General features: G+C 36.2%; 12 protein-coding genes and 1 pseudogene. 6 read left to right on the top strand and 7 right to left on the bottom strand.

The genetic code is table 11. The features are described 5' to 3' along the window. Positions 1–126 precede the first annotated feature (126 nt). On the top strand, positions 127–1,671 hold the full coding sequence (gene pruA, locus MOK21_RS09715) for an L-glutamate gamma-semialdehyde dehydrogenase (RefSeq protein WP_249073729.1): 1,545 nt from the start codon (positions 127–129) through the stop codon (positions 1,669–1,671). A gap of 337 nt (positions 1,672–2,008) precedes the next feature. Here the strand turns inward: pruA and MOK21_RS09710 are convergent, their stop codons facing one another. Both MOK21_RS09710 and pdxR read right to left on the bottom strand, forming a co-directional pair. Beyond that, a complete protein-coding gene (locus MOK21_RS09710; protein WP_249073728.1) occupies positions 2,009–2,455 on the bottom strand; it encodes a YfmQ family protein in 447 nt (148 codons plus the stop codon). 171 nt (positions 2,456–2,626) lie between these two features. Beyond that, positions 2,627–4,057: a MocR-like pyridoxine biosynthesis transcription factor PdxR gene (gene pdxR / locus MOK21_RS09705; RefSeq protein WP_249073727.1), complete on the bottom strand. Its 1,431-nt coding sequence runs from the start codon at positions 4,055–4,057 to the stop codon at positions 2,627–2,629. A 579-nt stretch (positions 4,058–4,636) separates the two neighbouring features. On the opposite strand from pdxR, the gene MOK21_RS09700 reads away from it, so the two are divergent. The 3 genes and pseudogenes from MOK21_RS09700 to MOK21_RS09690 all read left to right on the top strand — a co-directional run bounded on the left by MOK21_RS09700 (position 4,637) and on the right by MOK21_RS09690 (position 6,344). Next, complete coding sequence (locus tag MOK21_RS09700; protein WP_249073726.1) at positions 4,637–5,245, top strand: transglutaminase-like domain-containing protein; 609 nt, start codon at positions 4,637–4,639, stop codon at positions 5,243–5,245. A gap of 184 nt (positions 5,246–5,429) precedes the next feature. Further along, a pseudogene (locus MOK21_RS09695) lies at positions 5,430–5,629 on the top strand (hypothetical protein); the annotation flags it as partial. 181 nt (positions 5,630–5,810) lie between these two features. Continuing rightward, positions 5,811–6,344: a hypothetical protein gene (locus MOK21_RS09690; RefSeq protein WP_132358150.1), complete on the top strand. Its 534-nt coding sequence runs from the start codon at positions 5,811–5,813 to the stop codon at positions 6,342–6,344. Positions 6,345–6,546: 202 nt separating this feature from the next. On the opposite strand, the gene MOK21_RS09685 is transcribed toward MOK21_RS09690, so the two are convergent. The 3 genes from MOK21_RS09685 to MOK21_RS09675 all read right to left on the bottom strand — a co-directional run bounded on the left by MOK21_RS09685 (position 6,547) and on the right by MOK21_RS09675 (position 9,426). After that, positions 6,547–7,338, bottom strand: a complete 792-nt coding sequence (locus MOK21_RS09685) for a putative hydro-lyase (protein WP_249073725.1) — start codon at positions 7,336–7,338, stop codon at positions 6,547–6,549. A gap of 65 nt (positions 7,339–7,403) precedes the next feature. Then, positions 7,404–8,621: an NRAMP family divalent metal transporter gene (locus MOK21_RS09680; RefSeq protein ID WP_249074090.1), complete on the bottom strand. Its 1,218-nt coding sequence runs from the start codon at positions 8,619–8,621 to the stop codon at positions 7,404–7,406. Positions 8,622–8,661: 40 nt separating this feature from the next. After that, complete coding sequence (locus MOK21_RS09675) at positions 8,662–9,426, bottom strand: LamB/YcsF family protein (protein ID WP_249073724.1); 765 nt, start codon at positions 9,424–9,426, stop codon at positions 8,662–8,664. 276 nt (positions 9,427–9,702) lie between these two features. Here MOK21_RS09675 and pxpB point away from each other — a divergent pair, with 276 nt between their 5' ends. Further along, complete coding sequence (pxpB, locus tag MOK21_RS09670; protein ID WP_249073723.1) at positions 9,703–10,443, top strand: 5-oxoprolinase subunit PxpB; 741 nt, start codon at positions 9,703–9,705, stop codon at positions 10,441–10,443. Then, positions 10,434–11,423 carry a 5-oxoprolinase subunit C family protein gene (locus MOK21_RS09665; protein ID WP_249073722.1) on the top strand — a complete coding sequence of 330 codons (990 nt, stop codon included), beginning with the start codon at positions 10,434–10,436 and terminating at the stop codon, positions 11,421–11,423. Before pxpB ends, MOK21_RS09665 begins: the two co-directional genes overlap by 10 nt. 267 nt (positions 11,424–11,690) lie before the next feature. Here the strand turns inward: MOK21_RS09665 and MOK21_RS09660 are convergent, their stop codons facing one another. Both MOK21_RS09660 and MOK21_RS09655 read right to left on the bottom strand, forming a co-directional pair. Next, on the bottom strand, positions 11,691–12,449 hold the full coding sequence (locus MOK21_RS09660; RefSeq protein ID WP_249073721.1) for an IclR family transcriptional regulator: 759 nt from the start codon (positions 12,447–12,449) through the stop codon (positions 11,691–11,693). A 194-nt stretch (positions 12,450–12,643) separates the two neighbouring features. Beyond that, positions 12,644–13,915 carry an MFS transporter gene (locus MOK21_RS09655; protein WP_249073720.1) on the bottom strand — a complete coding sequence of 424 codons (1,272 nt, stop codon included), beginning with the start codon at positions 13,913–13,915 and terminating at the stop codon, positions 12,644–12,646. Positions 13,916–14,289: the final 374 nt, after the last annotated feature.

Below are 14,289 nucleotides of genomic sequence, written 5' to 3'. Positions count from 1 at the left end.
ACATGCAAATTGAAAAATTCCGAAAATTATTGTTGATTAATGCCAAATTATATTGCATTATAGAATTAATAAAATTCTAAATAGTGCATAATCATTTTGCACTTATGCTCACAGGGGGAAATTATTTTGATTACATATAAACACGAACCATTCACAGATTTCTCGAAACAAGAAAACAAAGATGCATACGTAGCAGGCTTACAAACTGTTGAAGGCTATTTAGGTCAAGACTACCCGCTAATCATTGGTGGTCAACGCATCACAACAGAAGAGAAAATCATTTCGTACAATCCAGCGAAGAAAACAGAAGTGATTGGTCGCGTATCAAAAGCTACACGTGACTTAGCTGAAAAAGCAATGCAAGTGGCAGATGAAACATTCAAAACATGGAAAAAAGTAGATCCAGCGATTCGCGCAGACGTATTATTCAAAGCAGCAGCAATTATCCGTCGCCGAAAATTCGAATTCTCAGCTTTATTAACAAAAGAAGCAGGTAAACCATGGAATGAGGCAGATGCAGATACAGCAGAAGCAATCGACTTCATGGAATACTACGGTCGTCAAATGTTACGCATTAAAGATGGGCATCCAGTAGAAAGTCGCCCAGGTGAATATAACCGTTATGACTATATTCCATTAGGTGTAGGTATCGTTATCTCTCCTTGGAACTTCCCATTCGCAATAATGGCGGGTACAACAGTAGCAGCACTAGTTACAGGGAACACAGTTTTATTAAAACCAGCTTCTACAACACCCGTTGTAGCCTATAAGTTTATCGAAGTATTAGAAGAAGCAGGATTACCAGCAGGTGCAGTCAATTATGTACCAGGTAGCGGTACAGAAATCGGGGACTACTTAGTAGACCACCCACGTACACGCTTCATCAGCTTCACAGGTTCACGTGATGTTGGTTTACGTATTAACCAACGTGCTTCTGTATTAAACGATGGTCAAATTTGGATTAAACGTGTTATCGCTGAAATGGGTGGTAAAGATACTATCGTAGTTGATAAAGAAGCTGATCTTGAATTAGCTGCTCAATCCATTGTGAAATCAGCATTCGGCTTCTCTGGTCAAAAATGTTCTGCATGTTCTCGTGCTATTATCGTTGAAGATGTCTATGACACAGTTGTTAATCGTGTCATTGAGCTTACTAACACGTTAACAGTCGGTGACCCAACAGACCCAACAAACTTCATGGCAACGGTAATCGATGCAGCTGCATTCAACAAAATTACAGAGTACATTGAAATCGGAAAAAGCGAAGGTCGTCTTGTTGCAGGTGGTACGGCAGATGATTCAGTAGGTTACTTCGTCAACCCAACAGTATTTGCAGACGTAGACCCATCTGCACGCATTATGAAAGAGGAGATCTTTGGTCCAGTTGTAGCAATCAGCAAAGCAAAAGACTTCGACGAAGCAATTGCAATTGCAAACGATACAGAATACGGTTTAACGGGTGCAGTGATCACAAACAACCGCTTGAACTTAGAAAAAGCACGTGAAGACTTCCACGTTGGAAACCTTTACTTCAACCGTGGCTGTACAGGTGCAATTGTAGGTTACCAACCATTCGGTGGCTTCAATATGTCAGGTACAGATTCAAAAGCAGGTGGCCCTGACTACCTACAACTTCACATGCAAGCAAAAACAACTTCTGAGTTACTCTAAAACATAGAAATTTATAACTTAAATAAAGGCATGTTTAATTTATTGGAAAATGCTATTGAGATAGATTAATATAAACCCGAAGCGATACTAAAGCTTCGGGTTTTATATTAATAGTAGAAACAGGTAAAAAAACACTTGTAGCTGACGCTTTGCTTTCATACGAAAACATTTTTAACTGCCGTTTCACTAGCAATATCCCTGATTTTTTGGTCATAAAAAAATCATCCATTCAATTAAATTGGAGAATAATCCCTGCACTATTTTCACGTAATTTTTATGGTAATAAAAAAGGGATTCTACGTCAGTGATGAATCCCTTTTTTTCGAAAACCTTCTATTCAATGGTTTGGATTTATAGTTAAAATGGAGAAATTTTGTAGATTTTCAGAACTAACACTATATGAAACAACCTTCTCCTTGTATTTCTTGACTACATCAACGTGATTGTCGTACCTAAAAACAAAGAAATCAACCTCTTTTTTACCTCTTTTGACGTTCATGACAAATGGGGTAACATTAGTCTCTGGTTGTAAAAATAATTTTTCATTACCTGGAAATATATAGTGTTTTTTCAAAAAGGAAGCTTTATTAAAATAGTCTGTAAATCTAATTTTTTCATCCTCTTCTAAATTATCTCCATTAAATGTTACCGTAACATCTTTTGCATCAAGCTTTTTATGAAGTTCAAATTTACTTACCCCCCATGCCACAGCTATACTGGGAGGGCTCATTAACAATTTAATAATAGATCCAATCACTAGCGTAACAATCATACCCGTTGTCATATCTTATCATCTCTTTCAGTAGGCTTTATAGATGATTTATCATCCACTCCCAATGATAAGGGATTTATATTTTTTATAACCATCCAATTCGATGTTTTTTTGACCATCCATTTATCTTCGGGATCACTATTTTAAAACATCGAACCTACCAAATTTTAGTCAACCGATTGTTTATAAACTATTAAGAGCTTCTGCAAACCTTTTGATTCCTTCATCTATTGAATCTTCATCTTCCTTGGCGAAAGTAAAACGAACAAAGCCATCTTTGGATCCAAGTGTAGAACCAGGAACATAAATGACGCCTCTTTTAATGGATTCTTCAAGCAATTGGGTTTCATTATAGTTTTTAAGTATTTTACACCATATATGAATACCACCTTGAGGAATAGAATATTCCACTAAATCTTTTAAATAAGCATCTAGGCTTTTTACAATTTTATCTCTCCTTTTTTGTAATTCCTTTATTAAACTTTTTATATGAATATGAAAATTTTCTGATTTTAAAAAATCATTCGCTATCCATTGTGTATAGCTAGAATGACCGAAGTCGATTTGTTGTTTTGCATCGGATAATCTTTCAATCACCGATGTTGGGCCTATAATCCACCCTATTCTTAATCCAGATGCAACAATTTTGGACAAAGAACTAATGTATAAGACGTTGCCATTCCTATCCATTGATTTAAGGGTAGCGATTTTTTCTCCTGAAAAAGCAGTTAAACTATAAGGATCATCTTCTACTATTGGAATTCCAAGCTTTGAGGATATATCTAAAATCGCTTCTTTTTTCTTTTTATTCAATAAGGATCCCGTTGGATTTTGAAAATATGGATTTAAAAAAATCATTTTAATTCGATGTTTTTTATATAATGACTGCAAATCTTCTGGGTTTATGCCATCCTTATCAACAGGAAGGTAATGCACTTGTATACCCACCGATTTGAAAATTGGAAGATTATAATTGTAAGAAGGATCTTCTATTGCTATTGCATCTCCAGGCTTTAACAAACATTGTACAATTAAATGTAATGCTTGTTGCGCTCCTGATGTTATCAGTATTGAAGAAGGATTAGATTCGATTCCCCGACTTTTTTTTACGTGTTTTGCAATGGTAGTTCTAAAGATTTCATTCCCCTGCGGGTGATCATATCCTAGGCTTCCAATAAAAGAACGTGTTGACGTTATCTCGCTTAAAAACCTTTTTGGGAAAAGTTCTTCTGACAATTCACCGGAAGCTAAATTTATTAATTTATGTTCAACTGCTTCTTTTCTTATTTTTTGCGTGACAGGTTGACTAGGTAAAAAAGAACCCGCCTCAATATACCTATTCCAGCTAGGAATCCGTTTTTTTGTTAAACCCCATATATCCTTACTAATGGTAGTACCACTTCCTCTATTTCTTTCAATTAGCCCCATTGATTCTAATTCGTCATATGCATTCACGACAGTACTTCTGTTTACATTTAGAGCACTAGCTAAATATCTCTCTGATGGCAATGGTTTATCAGGTGGAAATGTACCATCTGCAATTCCCTTTTCAATATATTCTGCGAGTTGTTTATAGATAGCTTTTTTCGCATGTCTATCAGGCTTCCAATCCATAAATACACACCTCATTATTTCCTTCAAACTTACGCGCTTTCTTCTTTTAGCAATGTTATTCCTGATAAAAAATTATATATTAATATTATTTCATTTGTAATTAACCATCCTCTTCATTGTTATTTTAGCCATCCACTAAAAAAAACAATCCTCATTTTCTATTTTATAACCAATGTTACAATGTGCGTGAATTAAACCCCCATTTCATAAACTACATTCCTCTACTATTCTATTGATGAACTATCATCAAGGAAGTTCTAGTGTGATGAATACATACAAAAAGGCTAGATGCTCCGTGCCGTTAAATCATCTCGTTTTTCTTCATGCTTTCTAAGCAGTAATATCTATTAAACTTGTCACGACACGTATTTCTTTACCCCCAAGATCTTGAATCGAACGACACTGCGGCGTTTTTTTGTGGTATTCCACAAGTAAGTCCTTTTTTATTAAGGCTGTTTTCTTAAAGATCGTTGCTATTCAACAAAGGTTAGTAGAAAAAAATATATACGAACCATCTCACTTTATCGTATATTAATACTTAACAATTAATAAAAATTCAATCGAGAGGGTTGGTGGTTTATGGGGTTTGTATTTGAATCTGAAAATTTAGGGGATTATTTACTTGAGTTAGATGTGGTTGATTATTCAAATTCAATAATTAAAGAAAAAATTGAAGAACTATTTAACTCTACTCAAACAGAAATTGAAAAAGCAAAAATTGCTTTTGAATTTGTTCGTGATGAAATATCACATTCTTGGGATATTCAAGGAAAAAAAGTTACTTGTCACGCATCAGATGTATTGAAGTATAAACAAGGTATTTGCTATGCAAAATCAAATCTTTTGGCAGCACTATTACGTTCGCAAGGAATTCCAACAGGTTTTTGTTATCAGCGTTTAATGTTGTTTGATACCCCAGAAAAAGGATATTCGATTCACGCTTTGAATGCTGTTTATTTTCAGTCTTATAAGAAGTGGATACGATTAGATGCTCGTGGAAACAAAACTGGTGTTAATGCTCAATTTTCATTAGATGAAGAAAAATTAGCTTTTTCAATTAATAAGGAACTTAACGAAGAGGATTATTCTATTATTTTTGCAAAACCAAACCATAAAACCATTGCTGTATTAAAAGAGCATACCGATGCATTGGAAATGTATAAACATTATTTACCTGAAAATATATAGTTATTTTAGTTTAAGAATGATTTACTAAAGACCAAGTTCATCTACAAAATGTGTAGAATGGACTGGTCTTAATGTATTTGCAACAATCTATACGAAAGGCTGTTTTCGTATAGATTGTTGCTCTCTTCAAAATACTGAATGTGGTTGATTATAATGCATTTGCAGGAGGCGTTCAATAATATGTAAAGGATGGATGGAACGATTTCAGGGCGTTGGTACGTATTATTTGGATAGTACTGGTATCGTTGGCTTGAGTTACATAAAAACTTGGCATTTGAAAATCGGGTAGAGCAAATGCTTATTTTAACTTGTCAAAAATCTAACTATTTCACAATTGAAGCAATAAGAAAAGGCAAAGAGCACCATTTATCAGATGCTTTTTAAGCGGATTCAGTAGTTTACTGTTATTCAATTAGCGAAGAAAAAGAGGTTTTCACTGAATTAATATGGTAAATTTGATAAAAGGTGGAATTATTTTATTGTTTCTCCTTATAATATAATATACAATATTTAAGCGTGTGTTTTTATACTAGATTTTTTGTAAGTAAAAGTGTGGGGTGGTTAATTGAATTTTATTACTTGGTCAATTATTGCAGCAGAAATTGGTTTTTGGATTGTTATAATACTCGGTCTAACTTTACGTTATGTATATAACTTTAAAAAAATGGGATCGTTCTTTTTACTTCTAACACCCGTGATTGATTTGTTTCTGTTAATCGTAACTGCTATAGATCTATTAAAGGGTGGAAATGCAACTACGTCTCACGCAATTGCTGCTATCTATTTAGGTGTGTCGATTGCTTTTGGAAAGAGTATCGTTCGTTGGGCTGATGAAAGGTTCTTATACTACATAAAAAAAGAGGGAACAAAACCTGAAAAAAAGACTGGTTTCGCATATGCTCGTAATTCTTTGAAAGGGTCTTTTCAGCATTTATTCGCATATATCATCGGAGCAGGATTTTTATTAATATTGATATACTTAGTAAATGATGCGGACCGTAGCTCTAAACTTTTTGAAACACTAAAAGTATGGTCTTTAGTACTGGGAATTGATTTTATCATATCTATTTCATATTTCATTTGGCCACGAGGAAAATAGTTATTTTACATAGAAGTAAGTAAAATATTTTAAAAATAATGAATGTTTTTTCTTCAATCACGAAATATCAAACCGAAAAGACAGATTTATCCTACACACATTTTGTAGATTAAATCTGTCTTTAACAGCAACAATCTTTGAGAAAACAGCCATACGAAAACAGCCTTTATGAAGAAAATTAATAAATGTCTCCGAACATACCTTAAAGTATACTCAAGCTTGTTTCCTTTATATCAGTGATTAGCATATGCCCCGGTGCATGGGTAATTACAATAGAAGGTTTACTTTCCATTGCTACTGCCTGAGGGGTTACGCCACAAGCCCAAAATACAGGTACTTCCCCTGACTTAATGGACACGGCATCACCGAAATCTGGTTTTGAAATATCCGTAATCCCTATTTGTTCTGGATGACCAATATGAATGGGTGCACCGTGTACATTTGGAAAGCGCGAAGTAATTTGGATGGCACGAATCGCATCCTCTGGTGTCATAGGGCGCATACTGACAACAGTTGGTCCTTTAAACACACCTGCCTTTTCACAAGCGATATTTGTTTTATACATTGGTACATTACAGTTTTCTTGAATATGTCTTATTGGAATACCTGCTTCAAGAAGAGGTGTTTCAAATGTGAAGCTACACCCTATTAAAAAGCCTACCATATCCTCTTCCCAATAATCTGTAATATCTAATACTTCTTCCGTTAAAATACCATCCCGATAAATACGATATTTCGGAATGTCCTTGCGAATATCTGCATTTTTAGCAATTTTTGAAGGTATAAATGATCCAGGTTCAGTCACGTCTAATAATGGGCATGGCTTTGGATTTCGCTGACAAAATAGGAGAAAATCAAAGGCGTGCTCCTTCTTCAAAATTACTAAATTTGCTTGTGTAAACCCAATCGACATGCCAGAAGTTGGTCCAGAAATTTCTTGATTGCGAATACGTTGACGGATTTCATTCGGCTCTAAAGTACTATATGTTGTCATCATCCATTCACTCCTTAGAAATTAACCATCCATGAAAAGTTGCTCATGGATGGCTGGTTATTAGATTAACTAAAAATTTTTGGAATTTGTTCAATTAATGTAATGATGCTGAGATATCCCATAAGAACAACTACAATGGCTCCCGTTACAGTTAACCAACGAGGATGCTTATATGTACCAACAATTTCTTTTTTGTGTGCAGCAACTAATATAATGCCAAGTGCTAATGGTAAAATCAGTGCATTTAATGCACCTACCAAAATTAACACATTAACAGGCTTCCCAACCAAGGCAAAGGTTGTTGTTGAAATGACGATAAAGGCTATAATCACCCAATTATGATATTTCTCAATGCTAGGGTGGAATGTACGAATAAATGAAACGGATGTATAAGCTGCACCTACAACAGAAGTAATCGCTGCAGCCCACATAATCATACCAAACATGCGATAACCAATATTACCCGCAGCTAGTTGGAAAACAGAGGCAGGGGGATTGGCAGGATCAATGACTAAACCTTTTGAAACAACGCCAAGCACCGCTAAAAATAAAGCAATACGCATTACGCCAGTGATCAAAATCCCTGTCACAGAGCTTTTTGTTACTTCGGGCAAAGATTCTTGCCCTTTAATACCAGCATCCAAAAGGCGGTGACCACCAGCAAAAGTAATGTAACCTCCAACCGATCCACCAACCAAAGTTACAATCGCAAACCAGCTAATTTCTTTAGGCCAAACGGTATTCACAATCGCTTCTCCTACAGGTGGTGACGTTTTAAAAGCAACGAATAACATGAGTAAAATCATGACACCGCCAGCAATTTGCGCAACCTTGTCCATTGCCTTTCCTGCTTCTTTATAGATAAATATAAAAATAGCAAAAAGTGCACTTAATATGGCACCCATAATTGGTTCTACGCCAAGCATTGCATTTAACCCTAATCCAGCTCCAGCAACGTTCCCAATATTAAATGCTAAACCTCCTATAACAATCATAATTGCAAGGAGAACACCTAATCCAGGTAACACCTTATTGGCAATTTCTTGCCCTCGCAAGCCAGAAACAGCAATGATTCGCCAAACGTTTACCTGTGCGACAATATCTAGAATTAATGAAATTAAAATGACAAATCCAAAACTAGCCGCTAATTGCTGTGTAAATACTGTCGTTTGTGTTAAAAAACCCGGTCCGATAGATGAGGTAGCCATTAAAAAGGCTGCTCCTATTAACACACTTTTACTTGCTGTTTTCTTAACAAAGGCACCTTTTTTCTCTTGCTCGATTGCTGCTTCACTAACTTCCTTTTCTTTTGCTACCATTGGCTTACCCCTCCTTGATTGCACGAACTGATATTTGTTGCTCTGCTAATCTTGAATGAATATATTTTGCAAACTCTACAGCATGTTCCCCGTCCCCATGAATACAAATAGTATTTGCCCGTAATGGGACATCAATTTTCTGTTGGGACAGAACACTTCCCTCTTTCACCATTCTCACAACCTGACTCACTGCCTGTTCCTTATCGGTAATCAATGCATCCGGTTGTTTACGAGATGTTAAAGAACCATCCTTCTGATAGGTACGATCTGCAAACACTTCATGGGCTGTTTGAAGCCCTACTTTTTCTCCAGCTTTTGTTAATTCACTACCTGAGAGACCAAATAACACAAGTGAAGGTGACATATCATAAATAGCTTGTGCGATTGCCTCAGCAATCGCTGGATTTTTAGCAGCCATATTATAAAGTGCTCCATGTGGCTTAACATGCTGCATGGTTTCATTGTAGGTCGTTAGAAAACCTTGCAATGCTCCAACTTGATAAATAACCATATCATAAGCTTCCTGTGGTGTGATGTTCATCTCACGTCGTCCAAAGCCATTTAAATCCGGTAATCCTGGATGTGCCCCGATCTTCACACCATTGGCAATGGCTAACTTAACTGTCTCTCGCATGACTGTTGGGTCTCCAGCATGGAATCCACAAGCAATATTAGCAGAGGTTACATATTGTAAGATTTCTTCTTGCTCTCCAAGTCGATAACGACCAAAACTTTCCCCTAAATCACAGTTTAAATCAACTCGAAACATCTTCTTCCCCCATTTTCTTCTAACTAAAGTAGTTATACTGAATACATTTACCAACATTTGTACCGATATTCGGAACTTAAGTTTTGAAATTTAAAAAAATATTAACATATTTTATTGTCACTGAAAAGTGTGAATTTAAAATTTTGAGAAAGAATATTTTTTTTAAAATTTTCATTTAAATCAAACTTGTTTTCGTTTATTGTTGAAATATAATATTAAATAATCCGTTATTTAAAACTTGCATACCGAATTACGAAACTTCAGGAGATGGTTTTTATGATGAATTTAAAAGAGAATGTACAGATAAGACCTTTGAGTGATTCTGCACTAGTCATACATGTAGGTGAAGGAATCAGTGAGGCAATTCATTACAAAGTGAAATATATATTAAATGTATTAGAGAGAAATCCATTTGAAGGATTCATCGAGGCTGTGCCTGCCTATAATAATGTGACAGTTTATTACAATCCTATTGAAGTATACTTTTCAAATGTAGAAAAAGGAGGCGAAATGCCTTACGAAAAGGTGAAAGCAATAATTCTTTCTTTACTGAACCAATCTCATATAGTTGAAACAACGAAGGCGCGTGTCGTAAAAATCCCTGTAGTATATGGTGGCGAAATGGGACCAGATCTAGAATTTGTAGCCTCCTATCATGGGATAACACCTAATGAAGTCATTAAAATTCACTCTTCTGTTGAATATCTTGTTTACATGATAGGCTTTGCTCCAGGTTTTCCGTTTATGGGCGGAATGGACAGACAAATAGCAACGCCTCGTAAAGAAACTCCACGGTTATCGATTACTCCGGGATCTGTTGGAATTGCGGGAAATCAAACAGGGATTTACCCATTAGAAACTCCAGGTGGATGGCAAATCATCGGCCGAACACCTTCACGTTTGTTTCAACCTGAACTATCTCCTCCAACCTTATTACAACCGGGTGATCGAATTCAGTTTGTACCAATTTCGTTGGAAGAATATAAGAGCGAATGGGAGATGGAAACATGGGCATAAAAGTACTACATCCAGGTGTGCTGGCAACTATTCAAGACCTAGGAAGATATGGACTACAAAAGTTTGGTGTTATCGTCGGAGGAGCAATGGATTCAATGTCCTTGCGAATTGCGAATTTACTTGTTGGCAATTCGGAAGGAGAAGGCGCTCTTGAGGTGACACTTTATGGAACAACCCTTTTATTTGAAACGGATGAACTGATCGCAATTACAGGTGGTAATTTACAACCTACAATAGACGGCAAAGAAGCACCAATGTGGCGACCACTTTTCATTCAAAAAGGCTCTGTTTTAAAATTTAATACTGGGATTAGTGGTTGCCGAGCTTACGTATCGTTTAGTGGGGGCATTCAAGTGCCCAATGTGATGGGCAGTAAAAGCACCTATTTACGTGCTGGAATTGGAGGATTTCAAGGAAGAAAATTGCTGAAGAATGATGTCTTTGAATTAGATAGACGATCAGCGTTAGGAGAGGATCTTTTTAAACAATTAAAAAAAGAACCGACACATCTTTCTTGGTCAGCTGATTACACATCCTTTGTTGCATTTAAAAAAACGCAAACAATCCGCTTCATAAGAGGCTCTGAATATCAGCATTTCGATGAAGAGAGTTTAAAAAAATTCCTGTCAACACCTTACACCATCACTACACACGCAGATCGAATGGGCTATCGATTAGAAGGAGAGGCTATTCAGTTAAAAGAGCCATTTGAATTATTATCCGAAGGGGTTACATTTGGAACGATTCAAGTCCCCCCCAATGGGCAACCTATTATTTTAATGGCAGATCGTCAAACAACTGGTGGGTATCCTAAAATAGGTCAAGTCATTTCTGCTGATTTACCCTCATTAGCACAAATGCAAGCAAATGGTCGCGTCCATTTTAAAGAGGTCACTCTTGAAGAAGCTCAATTAGCATTAATACGTCAAGAAAAAAAACGGCATGAATTAGCATTTGGGCTCCGTTTAAAAAGGGTGTAGCATATTTAGATAAAAATATTTCCTAAAAATTAGGCTTTTCATCAAACCGTGTGGTTGATTTCCGTTCCGACTGGGCGCTTTGTTGCTGTCGCTTCGCTTTCGCACAGAGCAGAGCTTCCTGGGGGCGTCCAGTCTCCACTACAATCAACTAAAATACCGTGCATATATTTTTAAAAATGTCATCCACAACTTTTGGTGATGATCCATAAATTATCAACTCCAACGCAAAATGGGTAATCTCAAATGACTTTTGAGACTACCCATTTTTTAAAGCTGTTCATACCCCAATTGTTTAGAAATCTCTGCGGTAGCTTTCTTTAGTTTCTCGACGAAGATTTCAACGTTTTTTCCTTGATAATTGGTTTCTAATCCCGCAATACTCATTGCTGCAACGACTTCTCCTTTATGATCGTAAATCGGTGCTGCAACAGCAGATGTATAATTTTCTAATTCTGAATGGCTGATTGTATAACCAAGTTCTCTAGCCTGCACAATCGTTTCAAAAAGTCTTTCCTTTTCTGTAATCGTCCCCATTGCAAATGATTTAAGTTCTACTGAATCGAGATATTCCTTTATGTCTGCATCCGGTAAAAAGGATAATATAGCACGCGGGCATGCCCCTGCATAAAGAGGACTTTTTCTACCAATTGCTGTGTAGAGTCGAACTTTTTGCTTCGTATCTATTTTCTCGATATAAACAGCATCATCACCATCACGAACGATTAAATTAATGGCTTCTTTTACATCATTATGTAACGCATTCATAATTGGATCAGCGATTTTCCGCACATCTAGGCGTGTTGATACTAGATGTCCAAATTTAAGGAAGAGAATACCTAACCTATATTTTGTATCCGTTCCCTTTTCTAAAAATTCCATTTCCTCAAAAGATTTCAACATGCGGAAAGCGGTGGTTTTAGGGATTCCTGATAACTCAATGACTTCTTGAAATGACAGTTCAGTATGATCGATAAATAAATTTAAAATATCCATTGAACGGACGACCGTTTTATTATTATTTGTCAATTTAAGTTTTCTCCCCCTTCTATACAAGGTTTAATCTAATCATAATTTTTCTTTTCTTCATTACTAATTATACCTAACATCTTACTATTTTGATATACCTTGTAAATCAGGTAGTAAAAACAGGAGCAGAGAATGGTGGCTTTCCTTCCATACTCTTTACCCCTGCTTTTATTGTTATTCTTATTTCGATTCCCTCATGCGGATATTCTTTTTTGTCCTACTCTCTGACGTTTTTCCTTCAATAACATCACGCCAATCAAACCAACGATGGAGAAAATAACCGGCGTGATGAAACCATAGTAATATCCATCAAATAGATTTCCTGAAGTTGATTGAAAATGATCCAATATATAGCCAAAAATGATGGGTAGCAATACAGCACTTAAAAAGCCGCCCGTATTGGCAATCCCTGAAACAATTCCAGATTCTTTCAGATTAAAAGATTGACGTACAGCTGCAAAGGTTAATGCACTTGCCCCATATCCAAAGCCAATGATAAAGAAAATAATTATTAGAAAGACAAAGGAAGGATGCCCATTACATAAAAGGAAAGAAATCCACCCTAATAGAACAATGATTTGAACAACAATATACGGTCTTTTAATTGTTTCAAGCCGACTTGAAATCCAACTAGCTAGAGGTGCTCCAATCAGTGCCCCGATAAGACCAATCATAATCAGCTGGCTGGCATCTGAACGCGTCATTTCATACATATCCATCCCGTATGGAACTGCCCACGAACTGATAAACCCTACATAACCGCCGACTACCCCAAAATGGCAAAAGAATAGAGCCCATGCTTGCGGATTTGAAAATATTCTTCGTAGCAAAACAGATGTTTTTTCACGTTGCACTTCTGCTACATCCGCTACTGGTTCATCTCCCAAAATTTGTTTTGGTTTTTTTACAAGTACAACATAAAGGAGAATGCCACATAAACATAATAGTAGTCCTACTGAGAAAAATGTTACCCTCCATCCAAATAAGAGTATCCATGTGGAGAAAGGTACTGTCGCCAATAAGAAACCAAGACTTCCTGTCATGCCCGCTAGGCCAATTAATCGAACAAATTCTTTTGGTTGAAACCATTGGGCCAAAATTAACACCATGTTAACCCATATGGTTGCATCCCCAACCCCAGTTAGTATTCTGGCAAAAAACAGGACGAATTCATGTGTACCAAAACTATAAATAATTGTACCTAAACCTGTAAGAGAAGCCCCGATAATTAGGAAAAAATTTGGCCCAAATCGATCCGCTAAAATCCCCATCGGAATTTGCAAACTCGTGTAGACAAAAAATTGAATACTCGTCAATAACCCAATCGTTGATGCTGTTACATTAAAATCTCGCATCAACTGGTCTGTAATCAGTCCTGGGGCGGTTCGTTGACTCGCCATTAATAAATAAGTAAATAATACAGAAACAAATACAACCCATCTATATCTGCTATTTTGTTTGTCCAATGATTTCTACTCCTAATAGTTTTTACTTTATATATATGAATTACCGGTAACGTTAAAAACCTGCTTTTAAAAGTAGTTTTATGATTGGAATTTGGCTGAACATGCTTTTAGTTCTCAATGTTCAATATAAAGCTTACATTCTTTTTGAAGTTGAACACGTCTCCCTACACTTTTATTAACCTACTTTTTTTGGAACTACAATACCCATGCCATCGGAGAAGTACTTATTGTTGAATGAATTTGCAAATTATAGTTTTATAAAGAACTACAATCTGCAGGCATTCATGTTAAATAGAAAAGAAGGTGAAAGCTTGGTAGATTACGTTCTCTACCAAATTTCACCTTCTTTTCATTTCAAATAACATTATTTCTCT

Origin of the sequence: Lysinibacillus sp. BPa_S21 (genome assembly GCF_023337795.1) — a bacterium.
Lineage (GTDB): Bacteria > Bacillota > Bacilli > Bacillales_A > Planococcaceae > Lysinibacillus.
This window is presented reverse-complemented; position numbering and strand designations above follow the sequence as displayed.

Coding starts and splice junctions, on each gene's coding strand:
- MOK21_RS09710 (WP_249073728.1), bottom strand. CDS start 2,455: ATGACAACGGGTATGATTGTTACGCTAGTGATTGGATCTATTATTAAA.
- pdxR (WP_249073727.1), bottom strand. CDS start 4,057: ATGGATTGGAAGCCTGATAGACATGCGAAAAAAGCTATCTATAAACAA.
- MOK21_RS09675 (WP_249073724.1), bottom strand. CDS start 9,426: ATGTTTCGAGTTGATTTAAACTGTGATTTAGGGGAAAGTTTTGGTCGT.
- MOK21_RS09665 (WP_249073722.1), top strand. CDS start 10,434: ATGGGCATAAAAGTACTACATCCAGGTGTGCTGGCAACTATTCAAGAC.
- MOK21_RS09700 (WP_249073726.1), top strand. CDS start 4,637: ATGGGGTTTGTATTTGAATCTGAAAATTTAGGGGATTATTTACTTGAG.
- MOK21_RS09685 (WP_249073725.1), bottom strand. CDS start 7,338: ATGACAACATATAGTACTTTAGAGCCGAATGAAATCCGTCAACGTATT.
- pxpB (WP_249073723.1), top strand. CDS start 9,703: ATGATGAATTTAAAAGAGAATGTACAGATAAGACCTTTGAGTGATTCT.